Origin of the sequence: Streptomyces sp. NPDC052020, assembly GCF_040680575.1 — a bacterium.
In the GTDB taxonomy this organism is placed as follows: Bacteria; Actinomycetota; Actinomycetes; order Streptomycetales; family Streptomycetaceae; genus Streptomyces.
On record NZ_JBFAWY010000009.1, the window covers coordinates 51,745 to 70,110 of the forward strand.

Consider the following 18,366-nt stretch of genomic DNA (forward strand, 5'->3'; position numbering starts at 1 on the left):
CCGCCACGACACGGACTCTGCGCCCGCCGCTGCGCCACGAGCGGCCGCCGTGCGCCTGCTACCGAACCGCTCGGGCTGCGATATTGCCATCTACTCGGCGGAAGGTGGCAGAACCGTGCAGTGGACGAAACTGAACGAACAGACTGTGTACTCAAACCGCTGGTTCAGCGTCAATCTGGCGGACGTGGAACTGCCGGACGGCCGGCACCTCGACCACTTCGTGGTGCGGCTGCGGCCCGTCGCCGTGGCCACGGTGGTGAACGAGGCCAACGAGGTGCTGCTGCTGTGGCGGCACCGCTTCATCACCGACAGCTGGGGGTGGGAGCTCGCGGCGGGTGTCGTCGAGGACGGCGAGGACGTCGCCGCCGCGGCGGCCAGGGAGCTGGAGGAGGAGACCGGCTGGCGGCCGGGACCCCTGCGGCACCTGATGAGTGTGGAGCCGTCCAACGGGCTCACCGACGCCCGGCACCACGTCTACTGGGCCGACGAGGCCGAGTACGTCGGGCACCCCGTGGACGACTTCGAGTCGGACCGCAGGGAGTGGGTCCCCCTGAAGCTCGTCCCCGACCTGGTCGCCCGCGGGGAGGTCCCGGCCGCCAACATGGCGGCCGCGCTGCTCCTGCTGCACCACCTCAGGCTCGGGCAGGACGTCACGCCCTGATCCCCCCCGGCGTCCGGGCCGCCCGGGCCGGTCCCGGACGGGCGTCCTCGGGCTAGCGGCCGAACGCCCGCCAGAGTGCCACGACGAGCGCGCCCACGGCCGTGAGGGCCGTGATCGCGGGCAGCGGCCAGCGGGCGTGCTCCAGGCCGGTGACCCTGGTGTTCAGCTCGTCCAGCTCCTTGGCGGTCTCCTCGGTGCGGTGACGGAGCAGGGCCAGTCCGCCTTCGACGCGGGCGTACGCCACATCGAGGCGGCGTCGTAACTCTGCGAGTTCGCCGTGAACGACCCGATGCTCGGGATCGACGGTCACGATCCGTTCCTTTCCGTAGTGGTCGGGAGGGGGAATCACATCCCTTGCGGGTGCAGAGTGAGTCAAGCGCCCTGGTGAGCGCCTGGGGAGCGTGTGTGAAGGGCGTGTGCGGGCCCGGCGCGCACACGGTGTGTGAATGCCGCGGGCCCGGCACCTTTCTTCCGGTGCCGGGCCCGTGACTGGCCGAAAATTGACCGTGTGTAATCGGCCGGATGGCCGTCAGCCGTAGGTGTAGAAGCCGGAGCCGGACTTCCGGCCCAGCCGCCCCGCGTCGACCATCCGCTGGAGCAGCGGGGGAGCGGCGTACAGCGGCTCCTTGTACTCCTCGTACATGCTGTGGGCGACCGAGGCGACCGTGTCCAGGCCGATCAGGTCGGCCAGCTTCAGCGGGCCCATCGGGTGGGCGCAGCCCAGCTCCATGCCGTTGTCGATGTCCTCGCGGCTGGCGATCCCCGACTCGAACATCCGGATCGCGGAGAGCAGGTAGGGGATCAGCAGCGCGTTCACCACGAAACCGGAGCGGTCCTGGGCGCGGATGGCGTGCTTGCCGAGCACCTTCTCGGCGAACAGCTGCGCCCGGCTGAGCGTGCCCTCCGAGGTGGTGAGGGCCGGGATCAGCTCGACCAGCTTCTGCACCGGGGCCGGGTTGAAGAAGTGGATGCCGATGACGTGATCCGGCCGGGAGGTGGCGACGGCCAGCTTCACCAGCGGGATCGAGGAGGTGTTGGAGGCCAGGATGGCGTCCGGACGGACCACGATCTGGTCGAGCACCTGGAAGATCTCGGCCTTGACCTGCTCGTTCTCGACCACGGCCTCGATGACCAGATCACGGTCGGCGAACTCGCCGAGGTCGGTGGTGAAGCCCAGGCGCGCCTGCGTCGCGTCCCGCTCCTCCTCGGTGATCTTGCCGCGCTCGGCGGCCTTGGCCAGGGAGTTGAACACCCGGGTGCGGCCGATCTCCAGGGCCTCGCCGGTGGTCTCGGCCACCTTCACGTCCAGGCCGGCGCGGGCGCACACCTCGGCGATGCCCGCTCCCATCTGACCGCAGCCGACCACGCCGACGCGTGCGATATCTCCCGAGATGCCGGTCACATCGTCCCTTTCGCTGATCTACGGCTGTGGCAGGTTCCCGGGGTCCCCGGCGCCTGCTCCGATCGTGCACGTTACCCCCGAAGTGCCGCCGATCGATCGCCCGGGTCGGGCATCCTGGGGCGCGGAGACGATCCGTGACCGTGCGGATCCGCAGCGTTCTGGGGGTCTTCCCATGAGCCGAGTGTCACGCCGGGCGTTCGCGGTGGCCGCGCTGTCGGCCCTCACGATGGCGCCCTCCGCGGCGGCGGTGCCCGGGCGGCGGCGCCGGGCGATCACCGAGATGCGGGGCATGTGGCTGGCGACCGTGGCCAACCGCGACTGGCCGTCCAAGGCGGGGCTGAGCGCCGCCGCGCAGCGCGCCGAGCTGATCGCCCACCTGGACACGGCGGTGCGGTGCCGCCTCAACACGGTGGTCTTCCAGGTGCGGCCGACCGCCGACGCGCTGTGGCCGTCGCCGTACGAGCCGTGGTCGCAGTATCTCACCGGCACCCAGGGCAAGGACCCCGGCTGGGACCCGCTGGGTACGGCGGTGGCCGAGGCGCACGCGCGCGGGCTGGAGCTGCACGCCTGGTTCAACCCGTACCGGATCGCCAACCACGCCGACCCGGCGCGGCTGGTGGCGGGCCATCCGGCCCGCGCGCACCCGGAGTGGGTGGTGCCGTACGGCGGCAAGCTCTACTACAACCCCGGGCTGCCCGAGGTCCGCGCCTTCGTGCAGGACGCGATGCTGGACGCGGTGGAGAAGTACGATGTGGACGCCGTCCACTTCGACGACTACTTCTACCCGTATCCGGTGGCGGGCCAGACCTTCGACGACGCCGCCGCCTACGCCGCCCACGGCGGCGCATTCGCCAGCCGGGCCGACTGGCGGCGGGACAACATCGACCGGCTGGTGCGGGAGACGGCGGCCCGGGTGAAGGCGGTCCGGCCCGCGGCCCGGTTCGGCATCAGCCCGTTCGGGGTGTGGCGGAACGCGGCCACCGACGCGCGCGGCTCGGACACGCAGGCGGGCGTGCAGACCTACGACGACCTGTACGCCGACACCCGCACCTGGGTGCGCGAGGGCTGGATCGACTACGTCGTACCGCAGCTGTACTGGAACATCGGCCTGCCCGCCGCCGACTACGCGAAGCTGGTGGCGTGGTGGGCCGGGGTGGCGCAGGGCAGCCCCACCCAGCTGTACGTGGGGGAGGCGCTGTACAAGGCCGGCGACCCGGCGCAGCCCGCCGCCTGGCAGGACGCGGCCGAGCTGTCCCGCCACCTGACGCTGGCCGGGGAGTACGCGCAGGTGCGCGGGCACGTCTTCTTCGCCGCCAAGGACGTGGCGGCGGACCGCGTCGGGGCGATGGCGCGGGTGGTCGCCGACCACTACGGGCAGCCGGCGAACCCCCCGCGCTGATCTCCGCGATCTACTGCTGGGTGTGCATCTCCTTGTGGCGGATTTCGGAATCGGGGCCGGGGGAGCAGACGGCCTCGTGCCCGTCCTCGAAGCGGACGCGGTACGGAGGGTTGCCCTCCTGGCCCATCACTTCGACGATCTCGGCGACCTTGTCGTGCTGACCGACCACCCTGCCGTGCTGGACAAGCCGGTCGCCCACGGTTGCACGCATCTGCGGGGCCTCCTCACCATGTGCGGGAGCAGCGGTCCGTGGCCTTGAGTCTACGGCGCAGGGGCCGGGCGGGGACCTGCGCGCACGCGCCGCTCAGCCTCGCGCCCGCTGCGTGACGGCGATGCACACCAGCACCGCCGCGGCCGTCAGCGGGGCGGCCACCGTCAGGTGCTCGCCCAGGAGCAGCACCGACCACACCAGTGTGAGCAGCGGCTGGGCGAGCTGCAACTGGCTGGCCTTGGGGATGCCGACGGCGGCCATGCCCCGGTACCAGACGACCAGGCCGAGGAACTGCGAGCCCGCCGCCAGCCACAGCACCCCGGTGACGCTGTGCGCGGTCAGCCGGACGGGCTCGTACACCAGCGCCACCGCGGTCACCGGGACCGCCAGCGGCAGGCACAGCACCAGGGCCCAGCCGATGACCTGCCAGCCCGGCATGATCCGGGCCAGCCGCCCGCCCTCGGTGTAGCCGGCCGCGCACACCAGCAGCGCCGCGAAGAGGTAGGCGTCGGCGGTGGTCAGCGTGCCGCCGCTCTGCTGCACGGTGAAGGCGACGACCGCGGCCGCGCCGGCCAGCGCCGCGATCCAGAAGGTGCGCGAGGGGCGGGTGCCGACGCGCAGGGCGGACAGCAGGGCGGTGGTCAGCGGCAGCAGGCCGACGACGACGGCGGCGTGCGCGGTGGTCGACGTCTCCAGGGCGAGCGTGGTCAGCAGCGGGAAGCCGAGGACCACGCCCGCGCCGACCACCGCGAGGCCCGCCCAGTGGCGCCGGTCGGGCAGCGGGACGCGCAGGATGAGCAGGCAGCCGCCGGCGATCAGCGCCGCGAGCACGCTCCGCACGGCGACCAGGGACCAGGGCCCGAAGCCTTCGAGGCCCCAGGCGGTGGCGGGGAAGGTGAGGGAGAAGGCGGTGACGCCCAGGGCGGCCTGGAGGACACCGGACCCGGCACGGTCCGGTTCCGTGGTGACTGCTATCGCCGGTGTCGCAGTAGCGCTACTCTGTGCTCTCATGCAAGAGCGTAGCAGCGTCGGTGAACTGGCGGAACGGCTCCGAAGAGAGCTCAACCGCTACTCACCGGGAGAGAAGCTGCCGTCCAGCCGGGCCCTCGTCGAACGCTTCCGGGTCAGCCCGGTGACCGTCTCCCGGGCCCTGGCCCAGCTCGCCGCCGAAGGACTGGTGACCACCCGCCCCGGCGCCGGGGCGTTCCGCGCGCGGCCGCACGAGCGGGCCGCGCCCGCCGGGGACACCGCCTGGCAGGAGGTCGCCCTCAGCGCCGGCCCCACCGCCGATCTCGTCCCGCGCTCCGTGGACGCCTCCGGGGTCCTGGTCTCGCTGGCCGCCCCGCCGCCCGGCGTCATCGAGTTCAACGGCGGCTATCTGCACCCCTGCCTGCAACCGGAGCGGGCGATGGCCGCGGCCCTGTCCCGGGCGGGGCGGCGGCCGGGCGCCTGGGGCCGGCCGCCCATGGAGGGGCTGCCGGAGCTGCGGGAGTGGTTCGCGCGGAGCATCGGCGGGGCCGTCACCGCCGCCGAGGTGCTGATCACCTCCGGCGGCCAGTCCGCGCTGACCACCGCGCTGCGCGCGCTGGCCCCGCCCGGCGCCCCCGTCCTGGTCGAGTCGCCCACCTACCCCGGGATGCTGGCCATCGCGCGCGCCGCCGGACTGCGCCCCGTGCCGGTCCCCGTCGACGCGGACGGCGTGAAACCGGAGCTCCTCGCCGACGCCTTCCGGGCCAGCGGCGCCCGCGTCTTCGTCTGCCAGCCGCTGTTCCAGAACCCCACCGGCGCGGTGCTCGCCCCGCGGCGGCGCGGCGAGGTGCTGCGCATCGCGCGCGAGGCCGGCGGCTTCGTCGTCGAGGACGACTTCGTGCGGCGGCTCGTGCACGAGGACGCCGGGCCGCTGCCGCGTCCGCTCGCCGCCGACGACGCGGACGGCGTCGTCGTCCACGTCTGCTCGCTGACCAAGGCGACCTCGCCCAGCTTCCGGGTGAGCGCCCTGGCCGCGCGCGGCCCGGTGCTGGAGCGGCTGCGCGCCATCCAGGTCGTCGACACCTTCTTCGTGCCCCGGCCCTTGCAGGAGGCGGCGCTCGAACTGGTCGGCTCACCGGCCTGGCCGCGCCATCTGCGCGCCGTCTCCGCGGAACTGCGGACCCGCCGGGACGCGATGACGTCCGCGCTCCGGACGCGGCTGCCCGAACTCGCCCTGCCGCACATCCCGTCCGGCGGTTACCACCTGTGGCTGCGCCTGCCCGAAGGGCTCCATGAGCCCGCCCTGACGGCGGCGGCCCTGCGCGCGGGCGTGGCGATCACTCCGGGCCGCCCCTACTTCAGCGCCGAACCCCCGGCCGGCCACCTCCGGCTGAGCTTCGCGGCGGTGGCCGGCACCGGCGAGATCGCGGAGGGGGTGCGCCGGCTGCGCTCGGCCCGCGACGAGGTGTTCCCCGGGCCGGGAAACCGCTCGACACCGGGCGTCTGAGCCGCGAGGATCCGGCCATGACCGAGACGCCGGGGCTGCCCGAGGGCTACGAGATATCCACCGACCCCGCCCGCATCGACGCCGGGCGCGTGCACCGGTGGCTGTCCACCGACGCGTACTGGGCGCTCGGCCGCGCCCGGCACCGGCAGGACCGGGCGATCGAAGCCTCGCTCAACTTCGGGGTGTACGAGGCGGTGTCCGGGGAGCAGGTGGCGTACGCCCGGGTGGTGACGGACGGGGCCACCTTCGCCTGGCTGTGCGATGTGTACGTCGACCCCTCGGTGCGCGGCAAGGGGGTGGGGACGGCGCTGGCGGTGGCCGTGCGGGAGCGTCTGCGGCCCTGCGGGGTGCGGCGCGTCCTGCTCGCCACGCGCGACGCGCACGGGGTCTACGCGAAGGCCGGTTTCGCCGCGCTGGAACGGCCGGACCAGTTCATGGCCCTGGTGTTCGAGTGACGGGCGCGCCGGCCCGTTCGTACTCCGTGGTGAGCAGCAGGTCCTTGGCCGGGCCGCCCACCCGCCACACCGTCCGCCAGCGGTCCGCGTCCCGGACGGTGAACTCCCCGCGATAGAGGTCGGCCGCGCACGGGTGCTCCGCGACATGGTGCCCGGTGGCCAGGTCCAGGCCGTGGAAGGGGCGGCCGTCCGCGAAGCGCACGTCGGCCGTGCCCGGCGCGTCCCCCGGCAGGAAGCGCAGCGTTCGCTCGGCGGGGCGGGCCACGCCCCGCCAGGTGAAGGTGCCGCTCTCCCGGCTGAGCAGACCGCCCTCCGGCAGCGGGGAGAACACGGTGACGCCCTCGAAGCGGCCCTCGTCGCCGCTCGGGAGATCCCGCACCGACCGCGTGGCGTGCCACCGCCCCGCGAGGTACGCCAGGACATCCGGCACCGGCCAGAACTCGCCCATCCCGCTCCGCTCTCTCGGTTCCGTCCGCGCCCGCGCGCACATCCGCCGCGCGCGACCCATTGACGCCTCTGCGCCCCCTACTTATCTTGCCGTTCGAAGTGCTGACCAGTGTTTGATATATCGAACAGCTCCTCCACCTCTAGAGCCGCGGAGTATTCATGTCACGCACCCGCTGGAGACTCGGTCTCAGCGCCACCGCCCTCCTGACGGCGACAGCCGTGCTGCCCGCCCCCGCGCACGCCGAGGACGTCACCGACTACACGATCACCGTCGACCCCGCCGCCCGGGGCGCGGCGATCGACGACACCATGTACGGCGTCTTCTTCGAGGACATCAACCGGGCCGCCGACGGGGGCCTGTACGCCGAGCTCGTGCAGAACCGGTCCTTCGAGTACTCCACCGCCGACAACGCCTCCTACACCCCGCTGACGTCCTGGACCGTCACCGGCACGGCCGAGGCCGTGAACGACGCCGGCCGCCTCAACGAGCGCAACCGCACCTACCTCTCCCTCGGCGCCGGCTCCTCGGTCACCAACGCGGGCTACAACACCGGCATCCGCGTCGAGCGGGGCAAGAGGTACGACTTCTCGGTGTGGGCCCGCGCCGAGGGCGGCACCACCCTCACCGTCACCCTGAAGGACACCGCGGGCACGCTCGCCACCGCCCGGCAGGTGGCCGTGCGGGGCGGCTGGGCCCAGTACAAGGCCACCTTCACCGCCACCCGCACCAGCAACCGCGGCCGCCTCGCCGTCGCCGCCACGAGCGCGGCGGCCCTCGACATGGTGTCGCTCTTCCCGCGCGACACCTACAAGAACCAGCCCAACGGCCTGCGCAAGGACCTCGCCGAGAAGATCGAGGCGCTGCGCCCGGGCTTCCTCCGCTTCCCCGGGGGATGCCTGGTCAACACCGGCTCCATGGAGGACTACAGCGAAGCGTCCGGCTGGCAGCGCAAGCGCGCCTACCAGTGGAAGGACACCATCGGCCCCGTCGAACAGCGCGCCACCAACGCCAACTTCTGGGGCTACAACCAGAGCTACGGCCTCGGCTACTACGAGTACTTCCGCTTCGCCGAGGACATCGGCGCGATGCCGCTGCCCGTCGTGCCCGCGCTGGTGACCGGCTGCGGCCAGAACCGGGCCACCGACGACGAGGCGCTGCTCAAGCGGCACATCCAGGACGCTCTCGACCTCATCGAGTTCGCCAACGGCCCGGCGACCTCGACCTGGGGCAAGGTCCGCGCCCAGATGGGCCACCCCAGGCCCTTCCGCCTCACCCACATCGGCGTCGGCAACGAGGAGAACCTCCCGCACGAGTTCTTCGCCCGCTTCCAGAAGTTCCGGGCCGCCATCGAGGCGAAGTACCCGGACATCACCGTCGTCTCCAACTCGGGTCCGGACGACTCCGGCACGGTCTTCGAGACCGCCTGGAAGCTCAACCGCGAGGGCAAGGTCGACATGGTCGACGAGCACTACTACAACAGCCCCCAGTGGTTCCTCCAGAACAACGACCGCTACGACTCCTACGACAGGAACGGCCCCAAGGTCTTCCTCGGTGAGTACGCCTCCCAGGGCAACGCCTGGAAGAACGCCCTCGCGGAAGCCGCGTTCATGACCGGCCTGGAGCGCAACGCGGACGTCGTCAAGCTCGCCTCCTACGCCCCGCTGCTCGCCAACGAGGACTACGTCCAGTGGCGGCCGGACATGATCTGGTTCAACAACCGCGCCTCCTGGGGCTCGGCCAGCTACGAGGTCCAGAAGCTGTTCATGAACAACGCCGGCGACCGGGTGGTGCCCTCGAAGGCGACCGGCACGCCCGGCGTCAGCGGTCCGATCACCGGCGCGGTGGGCCTGTCGACGTGGGCGACCAGCGCCGCGTACGACGACGTGAAGGTCACCTCGGCGGACGGCTCGACGCTGCTGAGCGACGACTTCTCCGGTGGCGCCGCGCAGTGGAAGCAGGCCGGCGGCGGAAGCTGGAGCGTCCAGGACGGACAGTACGTCCAGGCGGACGCCGCCGCCGAGAACACCCTCGTCACCGCCGGCGACCCCGCCTGGAAGGACTACGACCTGCATGTGAAGGCCACCAAGAAGTCCGGCAAGGAGGGCTTCCTCGTCGCCTTCGGGGTCAAGGACACCGGCAACTACTACTGGTGGAACCTGGGCGGCTGGAACAACACCCAGTCCGCCGTCGAGCAGGCCTCGGACGGCGGCAAGTCGACGCTGATCTCCAAGGCCGGGTCGATCGAGACGGGCCGCGCCTACGACATCGACATCAAGGTGCGGGGCCGCCAGGTCACCCTCTACCTCGACGGCCAGGAGTGGGGCAGCTTCACCGACGACAAGCCGGCCGAGCCCTTCCGCCAGGTCGTCACCCGGGACGCGCAGACCGGTGAGCTGATCGTCAAGGTGGTCAACGCCCAGGACACCGCGGCCCGTACGGCGATCGAGCTGGGCGGCGCCAAGGTCGCCTCCCGCGCCCGCGTCACCACGCTGGCCGCCGACCAGGACGCGGTCAACACCGAGACGGACACGCCGGTCACCCCGGTGACCTCGACCTTCACGGGGGTGGCGGACCGGTTCGCGTACACCTTCCCGGCGAACTCGGTCACCTTCCTTCGGATCCCGCGGCGCTGAGCCGACGGCCCCCCGGGCCCGGCGCGGTGACGCGACCGGGCCCGGGGGGCCGTCCGGCCGGGGCCGCTCACCCACGCGCCGTGGACGGCGGCGGTCATTCGGCCCTGATGTCGTCCACGTACACGACGCCCCTGGCCGGGGCACCGCTGCCGTGGCCGAGGTACAGGTTGAACGTCGCCACCTCGGCGAGGTGGGCCGCGTCGAGCACCTCCCCGGCGTGCGCGGTGTCCCAGGGGGCGGGCTTGAACGCGCTGAACGGCGCCCGGATCTCCCGTCCGCCGGTGTCGGACAGCGGGATCCCGTACTCGAAGTAGGCGCCCCGGGACACGATCTGGAGCGTCGCGCCGTTCGCCGAACCGTCGCCCCGCAGCCAGAGCACCAGCGACGAGAAGGCGGTCCAGTCCGCGCCGACCGTCTTGCCGATGCCGGTGTACCCGGCGCTGCCGAAGTCGTACGCGTAGGCCAGCCCGTAGGAGCCCGAGGCCTTGTGGTCGGCCGACAGGGTGGTGGTGTTGGCGTTGACGTGGCTGTAGGCCTCGCTGAGGGTGGCGTCGTCCCCGGCGTACCCCTCGAAGTCGTCGATCCATCCGGCGGGCAGGGGGGCGACCTCGCCGAGGAGGACCAGGGCGGAGTCGGTGAGGGTCTCGCCGCCCACCCGGGCGTCCACCGAAAGGGTCACCGACCGGTTGTCCAGCCAGGCCGGGTCGATCGACCAGGCACCGGAGTAGAAGCCGTCGGCGTCGAGGCGGAGCCGCCGGGCGCGTCCGCCGTTCACCGAGTAGGTGACCCGGCTCGCCGCCGCGTGCGTGACCCGCACCCGGACGGTGTTCTCGGGGCTCGTCAGGCGCTGCCGGTCGGTGGGGGTCACCAGGTGCGCGAACGGGGCGTTCCGGACGGCGGTGGTGCGCGCGTCGTACACGCCTCGCAGGTCGCCGGCGAACACGGTGTAGGGGTCCTGGGCGTACCGGACGAAGTCCGCGTGCAGGGCGTGGCCCGGGGTCGGCACGTAGGAGCGGTTGCCGCTCCCGAAGTTGGCCCAGGTCTGCATGTAGGTCACCCGGCGGGCCAGCGGGTCCGCCTCGATGGCGCCCAGCAGCTTGGTGAACCATCGCGGATCGCGGCCCTCTTCCCCGCTCTCGCCGAACTCGGTGTAGGCCGGGACCTTTCCCTTCTCCTCGGCCAGGCGGACCACCATCGCCAGGTCCTTCACCAGGCTCTCCAGCCAGGCGTCCGATCCGGCGGAGTTGTCGTAGGCGTCGTAGCCGAGGACGTCGACGTAACCGTCGCCCGGGTAGGTCTTGAGGTATCCCGCCGGGTCGCCGCCGAAGCCGGAGTTGGGCGAGTACGCGTAGAGCAGGTTGCGGACGCCCTTGGTGTCCCGCAGGTACTCGACCGTGTAGCGGAAGATCTCGATGTACTCCGCCGAGGTGGTGTGGCCGGCGCCCCACCAGAACCAGCCGCCGTTGTTCTCGTGGAAGGGCCGGAAGATGACCGGGATCAGGGTGCCGTCCGGCCGCCGTGCGCCCTTGACCGCCTTCGCGACGCGGTCGAGGAAGGCGTTGAACCGCGCGTGCTTGGCGCCTCCGGGGAGGATCTGGCCGACGACACGGCCCGTTGTGTCGTAGAAGTTCTCGCCGGTGACGAAGTTCGGCATGTGCGCGCTGAGCGTGTTGATCCCGCCGCGGGCGTCCGCCTGCCGGATGCACCGGGTGAGCGCGGCGATGTTCTCGGCCTCGGTCGCGTCCTTGGCGCCGGGGCGCTCGTCACCGTCGAGGATCAGGGTGTCCCAGCCGAACAGCGCGGGGTGGTCGCCCACCGCCGCCTTGGTGTCGGACTTCTCGCCGTCCTGTGTGGTGAAGGTGACGCCGTAGGACAGGGCGTGCTGGTGGCCGAAGAGGATGCCGTTGCCCTGCTGCCGCATCAGGTACGCGAACAGCGCGCGCGTGGCATTCGTCGCCTTGTCGTCCACGATCCGGACGGGCGCCGGCGCGGCGGTGGGGGCCGCCGCCGAGGCCATGGGTATCCCGGGGCCCGCCGCCATGGCGGCCGTGGCACCGAGGAGGACGAAGGAACGGCGGTTCACGACAGGGTTGTGCATGGCTGCCTCCTTGGACGTGGCCGGCTCTCACGATGAGGGGGGGGCTCGCCGCGGGCCGGGGGCCGGAACGCGGGCCACGCGCCGACGATCCGCTGGTCGATCTCCCGGGCGCGCCCGATCCTGTGGCCTGTGCGGTCGTGGTGCCGACTGTGCCGGATGCCGACAACGTTGTCTATGCCGGTGCGGCAGTTAAGCAACCGGTTTAGCGGATTGCCGCGGAGTGCCTCCCTCGTGCGGGGAGCCCGCCGGTCCGACGGCTATTGCATAAACGTGCAGCGAATCGTATAGTCATGCCATTCAGGAGGAGGATTTCCATGGCGGTACGCGCGGCAGTGGCAGGAGCGAGCGGATACGCGGGCGGGGAACTGCTGCGTCTGCTCCTGACGCACCCGGAGGTCGAGATCGGCGCCCTGACCGGCAACTCCAACGCGGGGCAGCGGCTGGGCGCGCTCCAGCCGCACCTGCTGCCGCTGGCCGACCGGGTGCTGGAACCGACCGCCCCCGAGGTCCTCGCCGGGCACGACGTGGTCTTCCTGGCGCTTCCGCACGGCCAGTCCGCCGCCGTCGCCGAGCGGCTCGGGCCCGACGTGCTCGTCGTGGACATGGGCGCCGACTTCCGGCTGAAGGACGCGGCCGACTGGGAGCGGTTCTACGGCTCGCCGCACGCCGGCACCTGGCCCTACGGCCTCCCCGAACTGCCGGGCGGCCGCGCCGCGCTGGAGGGGTCCAAGCGCGTCGCGGTTCCCGGTTGCTACCCGACCGCCGTCTCCCTCGCCCTCTTCCCCGCCTACGCGGCGGGCCTGGCCGAGGCCGAGGCGGTGATCGTCGCCGCGTCCGGCACCTCCGGCGCGGGCAAGGCGCCCAAGCCGCACCTGCTGGGCAGCGAGGTCATGGGGTCGATGTCGCCGTACGGCGTCGGCGGCACCCACCGGCACACCCCCGAGATGATCCAGAACCTCTCCGCGGCGGCCGGCGAGGCCGTCTCCGTGTCGTTCACGCCGACCCTCGCGCCGATGCCCCGCGGCATCCTCGCCACGTGCAGCGCCAAGGCGCGCGACGGCGTCACCGCGGACCTGCTGCGCGCCGCCTATGAGAAGACCTTCGCCGACGAGCCCTTCGTCCGCCTGCTCCCCGAGGGGCAGTGGCCGGCCACCGCCTCCGTCCACGGTTCCAACGCCGTTCAGGTCCAGGTCGCCCACGACGAGGCGGCCGGCCGCATCATCGCCATCAGCGCCATCGACAACCTGACCAAGGGCACCGCGGGCGGTGCCGTCCAGAGCATGAACATCGCCCTCGGCCTCCCCGAGGAGCTCGGACTTTCCACGATCGGAGTCGCACCGTGAGCGTCACGGCAGCACAGGGGTTCCGGGCGGCGGGCATCGCCGCCGGGATCAAGCAGAACGGCAACCCGGACCTGGCCCTCGTGGTCAACGACGGGCCGCGCCGCGCCGCCGCGGGCGTCTTCACCTCCAACCGGGTCAAGGCGGCGCCCGTCCTGTGGTCCGAGCAGGTCCTCAGGAGCGGGCAGCTCACGGCCGTCGTCCTCAACTCCGGGGGCGCCAACGCCTGCACCGGCCCCAAGGGTTTCCAGGACACCCACGCCACCGCCGAGAAGGCCGCCGAGGCGCTCGGCTGCGGCGCCGGCGAGGTCGCCGTCTGCTCCACCGGCCTCATCGGCGTGCCGCTGCCCATGGACAAGCTGCTGCCCGGCGTCGAGACCGCCGCCGCCCGGCTGTCCGCGCACGGCGGTGAGAAGGCCGCCCTCGCCATCAAGACCACCGACACCGTCCACAAGACGTCCGTGGTCACCAAGGACGGCTGGACCGTCGGCGGCATGGCCAAGGGCGCCGGCATGCTCGCGCCGGGCCTGGCCACCATGCTCGTCGTCCTCACCACCGACGCCGACCTGGACAGCGCCGCCCTCGACCGGGCGCTGCGCGACGCCACCCGGGTCACCTTCGACCGCGTCGACTCCGACGGGTGCATGTCCACCAACGACACCGTGCTCCTGCTCGCCTCCGGCGCCTCCGGCACCACCCCCGAGTACGCCGAGTTCGCCGAGGCCGTGCGGGCCGTCTGCGACGACCTGGGCCAGCAGCTGATCCGGGACGCCGAGGGCGCCAGCAAGGACATCAAGGTCGAGGTGGTGGGCGCCGCCACCGAGGAGGACGCCGTGGAGGTGGGCCGCTCCATCGCCCGCAACAACCTCCTCAAGTGCGCCATCCACGGCGAGGACCCCAACTGGGGCCGGGTGCTGTCCGCCATCGGCACCACGCGGGCCGCCTTCGAGCCGGACCGGCTGAACGTCGCCATCAACGGCGTCTGGGTGTGCAAGAACGGCTCGGTCGGCGAGGACCGCGAGAAGGTCGACATGCGCTACCGCGAGGTCCACATCGTCGCCGACCTCGCCGCGGGCACCGAGACCGCCACCATCTGGACCAACGACCTCACCGCCGACTACGTCCACGAGAACAGCGCCTACTCCTCATGAGCAACGCAACGACGCGCAAGCACACCGCGCTCCCCAAGGCCCGCATCCTCATCGAGGCGCTGCCCTGGCTGACCCGGCACCGCGGCAAGACCGTCGTCATCAAGTTCGGCGGCAACGCCATGGTGGACGAGGAACTGAAGGCCGCCTTCGCCCAGGACGTCGTCTTCCTGCACCACGCCGGGCTCAAGCCGGTCGTCGTGCACGGCGGCGGCCCCCAGATCAGCGCCGCGCTCGGCCGGCACGGCATCGTCAGCGAGTTCAAGGCGGGCCTGAGGGTCACCACCGAGGACGCCATGGACGTCGTCCGGATGGTGCTGGCCGGACAGGTGCAGCGGGAACTGGTCGGGCTGCTCAACCGGCACGGCCCGCTCGCCGTCGGCCTCACCGGCGAGGACGCCCACACGATCACCGCGACCAAGCACCAGCCCGAGATCGACGGCGAGCCGGTCGACATCGGGCGGGTCGGCGAGATCACCGCCATCGACACCGGCGCCATCGAGGCCCTGCTCGCCGACGGCCGCATCCCGGTCGTCTCCTCGATCGCCCGCTCCCAGGACGACGGACACGTCTACAACGTCAATGCCGACACGGCGGCCGCGGCGCTCGCCGCGGCGCTCGGCGCCGAGACCCTCATGGTCCTCACCGACGTCGAGGGCCTCTACGAGGACTGGCCGCACTCCGACGAGGTGATCAGCCGCCTCACCGCGTCCCAGCTGGAGAAACTCCTGCCGGAGCTGTCCAGCGGCATGGTGCCGAAGATGGAGGGCTGCCTGCACGCCGTACGCAACGGCGTGCACACCGCCCGGGTCATCGACGGCCGGGTCCAGCACTCGATCCTGCTGGAGATCTTCACCGACGAGGGCATCGGCACGATGGTCGTGCCCGACGAGAGCGACCAGGGGGAGTCGTGAGCAACCAGGAACTGACCGCGCGGTGGGGAAGCGCGCTCATGAACAACTACGGCACCCCTCGGCTGCCCCTCGTCCGCGGCGAGGGCGCGAAGGTGTGGGACGCCGACGGCAGGGAGTACCTGGACTTCGTCGGCGGCATCGCGGTCAACGCGCTCGGCCACGCCCATCCGGCCGTCGTGGAGGCGGTCAGCCGGCAGATCGCCTCCCTCGGCCACGTCTCCAACCTCTTCGTCGCCGAACCGCCCGTCGCCCTCGCCGAACGGCTGCTCCAGCTCTTCGGCCGCGACGGCAAGGTGTACTTCTGCAACTCCGGCGCCGAGGCCAACGAGGGCGCCTTCAAGATCGGCCGGCTGACCGGGCGGCCCCACATGGTCGCCACCCGCGGCGGCTTCCACGGCCGCACCATGGGCGCCCTCGCGCTCACCGGCCAGCCCGGCAAGCAGGAGCCGTTCCTGCCGCTGCCCGGCGACGTCACCCACGTGCCCTACGGCGACGCCCAGGCGCTGGCCGCCGCGGTCACCGAGGAGACGGCCCTGGTCGTCATCGAGCCCATCCAGGGGGAGAACGGCGTCGTCGTCCCGCCCCCCGGCTATCTCAAGGCGGCCCGCGCCATCACCGCCGCCACCGGATCGCTGCTGGTCCTGGACGAGGTGCAGACCGGCATCGGGCGGACCGGGACCTGGTTCGAGTACCAGGCCCACGACGGGGTCCTGCCCGATGTCGTGACCCTCGCCAAGGGCCTGGGCGGCGGACTGCCGATCGGCGCCACCGTCGCCTTCGGCCGCGCCGCCGACCTGCTGCGGCCCGGTCAGCACGGCACCACCTTCGGCGGCAACCCGGTCGCCTGCGCCGCCGGGCTCGCCGTCCTCGACACCATCGACGGGGAAGGGCTGCTGGAGAACGTCAAGCGGCAGGGCGAGAAGCTGCGCGGCGGAATCGAGGCCCTGGGCCACCCGCTGGCCGCCCATGTCCGGGGCGCGGGCCTGCTCCTGGGTATCGTGCTCACCGAGCCGCTCGCACCGCAGGTGCAGCAGGCGGCCCAGGACGCCGGAATCCTCGTGAACGCGCCCGCACCCGATGTCGTACGGCTCATGCCGCCGCTGACCCTCGGCGACGATGCGGTGGACGTCTTCCTCGGGGCGCTGCCCGGCATCCTGGACCAAGCCCACGGGGACGGACGAGCCGGAGAATGAGACGACGATGAGCCAGGCGCAGGACCACGGACAGCACCCCGGGCCTGCCGTGCCGCAGACCCGCACCGCACGCCACCGCCGGATCGTGGACATCCTCAACCGGCAACCGGTGCGCTCCCAGAGCCAGTTGGCGAAGCTGCTCGCCGACGACGGGCTGAGCGTCACGCAGGCGACGCTCTCCCGGGACCTGGACGAGCTGAACGCGGTCAAGATCCGCAACACCGACGGCGACCTCATCTACGCGGTACCGAGCGAAGGCGGCTTCCGCACCCCGCGCGCGCCGCTGGGGGAGTCCGCCAAGGAGGAGCGGATGCGGCGGCTCTCCCAGGAGCTGCTGATCTCCGCGGAGGCGTCCGCGAACCTCGTGGTCCTGCGGACCCCGCCGGGGGCGGCGCAGTTCCTGGCCTCGGCCATCGACCAGGCCGAGCTGCACGACATCCTCGGGACCATCGCCGGTGACGACACCCTGCTGCTGATCAGCCGGAACCCGGACGGCGGCCAGGCACTGGCGGACCACTTGCTGCGGCTGGCGCAGAACGGGGGCTGACCGGCCGGGGGCCGTCCCTCCGCCGAGGGCCCGCGCCGCGGTGCCGGCGCCTCAGTACCGGGTGATCGCCGTCGCCCCGCCCGACGTCCCGATCGCGAGGTGCGGGCGGGCCGACGGATCGGCCCAGGTCAGGATCCGGCGCATCGCCCCCGCCGGCACCGACACACACCCCGCCGTCGCCCCGCGCCCGTTGACGTGCAGGAAGATGCCCGCGCCGCGTCCGCGCACCGGACGGTCGTAGTTGAAGCCCACGACCAGCGCGTGCGCGTACCGCGCGCCGTAGGTGATCAGGTGCTCGGCCTCGGCGGCGGCGCAGTCGGACGGGCGGGGTTCGCGCCAGCGGTTGTAGGAGCGCGAGCCGTTGTCCTGGCACCACCAGGAGTCGGGGCGTACGGGGCGGTAGGGGTACGAGGTGCCGTGCGGCGCCCGGGCGATGCCGAAGGCGAACGGCAGGCGGTACAGCCCGGCGGGCGTGGTGTTCGTGCCCTGCCGGCGCTTGACGCCCTCCACCAGCCCGTTCGCCCCGAACCGCGCGGGCGCGGAACCGGTCTTCACCCACCGCCCGCCCCGGCGGTCCCACCAGGTGACCGTGCCCGTCGTCGAACCGGTCCGCGGGGCGAGGGCGGTGATCAGCTGGGTGCCGCCGCCGGTGTCGGCCATCCGCTCCGGCAAGGGCGCGGCCGGTGACCCGCCGGCGGGGGCGGCACCGGGCACGAGGAGGGACGCGGCGAGGAGGACGGCGACGACACCTGGGCGAGCGGGGCGCATGGGTCAGACCGTAGACGGGGGCAGCGGCAACGGCAGCCCGGGCAGTCCGTCCAGGCTGGTGGCGATGTGCTCCTTCTTGGCGAAGTAGGCGCTGAGCGAGGCGTCGTCCTCCCGGGCGAAGCGCTTGCCGTGCAGATCGCGGTCCTCCTCGTAGGCCATGAGGGGCACGGCGTATCCGCAGGAGTCGCGTATCAGCTCGGCCGTCACCACGATGACGGCGCGCAGGCCGTGCCGGGTGGGGTCGATGTCCGGGAAGCGGGCGACCAGCTCCGGGAAGCGCGGGTCGTCCCGCAGGACCGCCTCGCCGCGGCCGTGCACGCGGACGATGTTCGGCGGGCCCTGGAACGCGCACCACATCAGGGTGATGCGGCCGTTCTCCCGCAGGTGCGCCACGGTCTCGGCGGTGGAGCCGGCGAAGTCGAGGTAGGCCACCGTGCGCTCGTCGAGCACCGCGAAGGAGCCCTTGAGCCCTTTGGGGGAGAGGTTGACCGTGCCGTCGGCGGCCAGCGGCGCGGTGGCGGTGAAGAAGAGCGGCTGGGACTCGATGAAGGTGCGGAGCCGGCCGTCGATGCGTTCATAGGTCTTTCCCATGTCTAACGATTATGGCCGAGATTACTTCGACTGTCTAAGGAATTTTCGGATCCGCTTCCGGCCGGTTTCCCTCTGGCTCCGG

General features: G+C 72.4%; 18 protein-coding genes. 10 read left to right on the forward strand and 8 right to left on the reverse strand.

All coding sequences use genetic code 11. From position 1 onward, the window contains the following. Positions 1-115: 115 nt before the first annotated feature. Positions 116-661, forward strand: coding sequence for an NUDIX domain-containing protein (locus AB0L74_RS11690; RefSeq protein WP_365649032.1), 546 nt, complete (start codon positions 116-118; stop codon positions 659-661). A 52-nt stretch (positions 662-713) separates the two neighbouring features. On the opposite strand, the gene AB0L74_RS11695 is transcribed toward AB0L74_RS11690, so the two are convergent. Together AB0L74_RS11695 and AB0L74_RS11700 are read right to left on the reverse strand one after the other, a co-directional pair. Further along, the gene (locus AB0L74_RS11695; protein ID WP_365649035.1) at positions 714-971 is read right to left on the reverse strand and encodes a hypothetical protein; all 258 of its coding nucleotides are present in this window, start codon (positions 969-971) and stop codon (positions 714-716) included. A gap of 219 nt (positions 972-1,190) precedes the next feature. After that, entirely contained in the window at positions 1,191-2,063 is an 873-nt protein-coding gene (locus AB0L74_RS11700) for a 3-hydroxybutyryl-CoA dehydrogenase (protein ID WP_365649038.1), read from the reverse strand. A 172-nt stretch (positions 2,064-2,235) separates the two neighbouring features. Between AB0L74_RS11700 and AB0L74_RS11705 the strand changes: the two genes are divergently transcribed. Then, entirely contained in the window at positions 2,236-3,462 is a 1,227-nt protein-coding gene (locus AB0L74_RS11705; RefSeq protein ID WP_365649041.1) for a family 10 glycosylhydrolase, read from the forward strand. Positions 3,463-3,472: 10 nt separating this feature from the next. Here the strand turns inward: AB0L74_RS11705 and AB0L74_RS11710 are convergent, their stop codons facing one another. Both AB0L74_RS11710 and AB0L74_RS11715 read right to left on the reverse strand, forming a co-directional pair. Beyond that, complete coding sequence (locus tag AB0L74_RS11710) at positions 3,473-3,673, reverse strand: DUF1918 domain-containing protein (RefSeq protein ID WP_365649044.1); 201 nt, start codon at positions 3,671-3,673, stop codon at positions 3,473-3,475. Positions 3,674-3,766: 93 nt separating this feature from the next. After that, entirely contained in the window at positions 3,767-4,684 is a 918-nt protein-coding gene (locus AB0L74_RS11715) for a DMT family transporter (RefSeq protein WP_365649047.1), read from the reverse strand. On the opposite strand from AB0L74_RS11715, the gene AB0L74_RS11720 reads away from it, so the two are divergent. Together AB0L74_RS11720 and AB0L74_RS11725 are read left to right on the forward strand one after the other, a co-directional pair. Continuing rightward, positions 4,683-6,149, forward strand: coding sequence for a PLP-dependent aminotransferase family protein (locus tag AB0L74_RS11720; RefSeq protein WP_365649050.1), 1,467 nt, complete (start codon positions 4,683-4,685; stop codon positions 6,147-6,149). The two genes, AB0L74_RS11715 and AB0L74_RS11720, sit on opposite strands and share 2 nt — an antisense overlap. A 17-nt stretch (positions 6,150-6,166) precedes the next feature. Next, a complete protein-coding gene (locus AB0L74_RS11725; protein WP_365649052.1) occupies positions 6,167-6,604 on the forward strand; it encodes a GNAT family N-acetyltransferase in 438 nt (145 codons plus the stop codon). On the opposite strand, the gene AB0L74_RS11730 is transcribed toward AB0L74_RS11725, so the two are convergent. Beyond that, on the reverse strand, positions 6,582-7,052 hold the full coding sequence (locus AB0L74_RS11730; RefSeq protein ID WP_365649055.1) for a DUF6314 family protein: 471 nt from the start codon (positions 7,050-7,052) through the stop codon (positions 6,582-6,584). The genes AB0L74_RS11725 and AB0L74_RS11730 overlap by 23 nt on opposite strands. 158 nt (positions 7,053-7,210) lie before the next feature. On the opposite strand from AB0L74_RS11730, the gene AB0L74_RS11735 reads away from it, so the two are divergent. Next, positions 7,211-9,685 carry an alpha-L-arabinofuranosidase C-terminal domain-containing protein gene (locus tag AB0L74_RS11735; RefSeq protein WP_365649058.1) on the forward strand — a complete coding sequence of 825 codons (2,475 nt, stop codon included), beginning with the start codon at positions 7,211-7,213 and terminating at the stop codon, positions 9,683-9,685. Between the two features lie 94 nt (positions 9,686-9,779). Here the strand turns inward: AB0L74_RS11735 and AB0L74_RS11740 are convergent, their stop codons facing one another. After that, positions 9,780-11,783, reverse strand: a complete 2,004-nt coding sequence (locus AB0L74_RS11740) for a glycosyl hydrolase (protein WP_365649061.1) — start codon at positions 11,781-11,783, stop codon at positions 9,780-9,782. Between the two features lie 314 nt (positions 11,784-12,097). On the opposite strand from AB0L74_RS11740, the gene argC reads away from it, so the two are divergent. Genes argC through AB0L74_RS11765 form a run of 5 tightly spaced genes read left to right on the forward strand, consistent with a single transcriptional unit; the run spans position 12,098 to position 16,925 of the window. After that, positions 12,098-13,126, forward strand: coding sequence for an N-acetyl-gamma-glutamyl-phosphate reductase (gene argC, locus AB0L74_RS11745; RefSeq protein WP_365649064.1), 1,029 nt, complete (start codon positions 12,098-12,100; stop codon positions 13,124-13,126). Beyond that, positions 13,123-14,274: a bifunctional glutamate N-acetyltransferase/amino-acid acetyltransferase ArgJ gene (gene argJ, locus AB0L74_RS11750; protein WP_365649066.1), complete on the forward strand. Its 1,152-nt coding sequence runs from the start codon at positions 13,123-13,125 to the stop codon at positions 14,272-14,274. Before argC ends, argJ begins: the two co-directional genes overlap by 4 nt. Further along, positions 14,271-15,185 (forward strand): acetylglutamate kinase, encoded by a 915-nt coding sequence (argB, locus tag AB0L74_RS11755; protein ID WP_365649069.1) that lies wholly within the window; start codon positions 14,271-14,273, stop codon positions 15,183-15,185. Before argJ ends, argB begins: the two co-directional genes overlap by 4 nt. After that, positions 15,182-16,378 carry an acetylornithine transaminase gene (locus AB0L74_RS11760; RefSeq protein WP_365649072.1) on the forward strand — a complete coding sequence of 399 codons (1,197 nt, stop codon included), beginning with the start codon at positions 15,182-15,184 and terminating at the stop codon, positions 16,376-16,378. Before argB ends, AB0L74_RS11760 begins: the two co-directional genes overlap by 4 nt. A gap of 7 nt (positions 16,379-16,385) precedes the next feature. Further along, positions 16,386-16,925, forward strand: coding sequence for an arginine repressor (locus AB0L74_RS11765; protein ID WP_044380253.1), 540 nt, complete (start codon positions 16,386-16,388; stop codon positions 16,923-16,925). A gap of 51 nt (positions 16,926-16,976) precedes the next feature. Here AB0L74_RS11765 and AB0L74_RS11770 read toward each other — a convergent pair whose 3' ends face one another. Both AB0L74_RS11770 and AB0L74_RS11775 read right to left on the reverse strand, forming a co-directional pair. After that, on the reverse strand, positions 16,977-17,693 hold the full coding sequence (locus AB0L74_RS11770) for a L,D-transpeptidase family protein (protein WP_365649076.1): 717 nt from the start codon (positions 17,691-17,693) through the stop codon (positions 16,977-16,979). Between the two features lie 3 nt (positions 17,694-17,696). Continuing rightward, positions 17,697-18,284, reverse strand: coding sequence for a pyridoxamine 5'-phosphate oxidase family protein (locus AB0L74_RS11775; protein ID WP_365649079.1), 588 nt, complete (start codon positions 18,282-18,284; stop codon positions 17,697-17,699). Positions 18,285-18,366 lie beyond the last annotated feature (82 nt).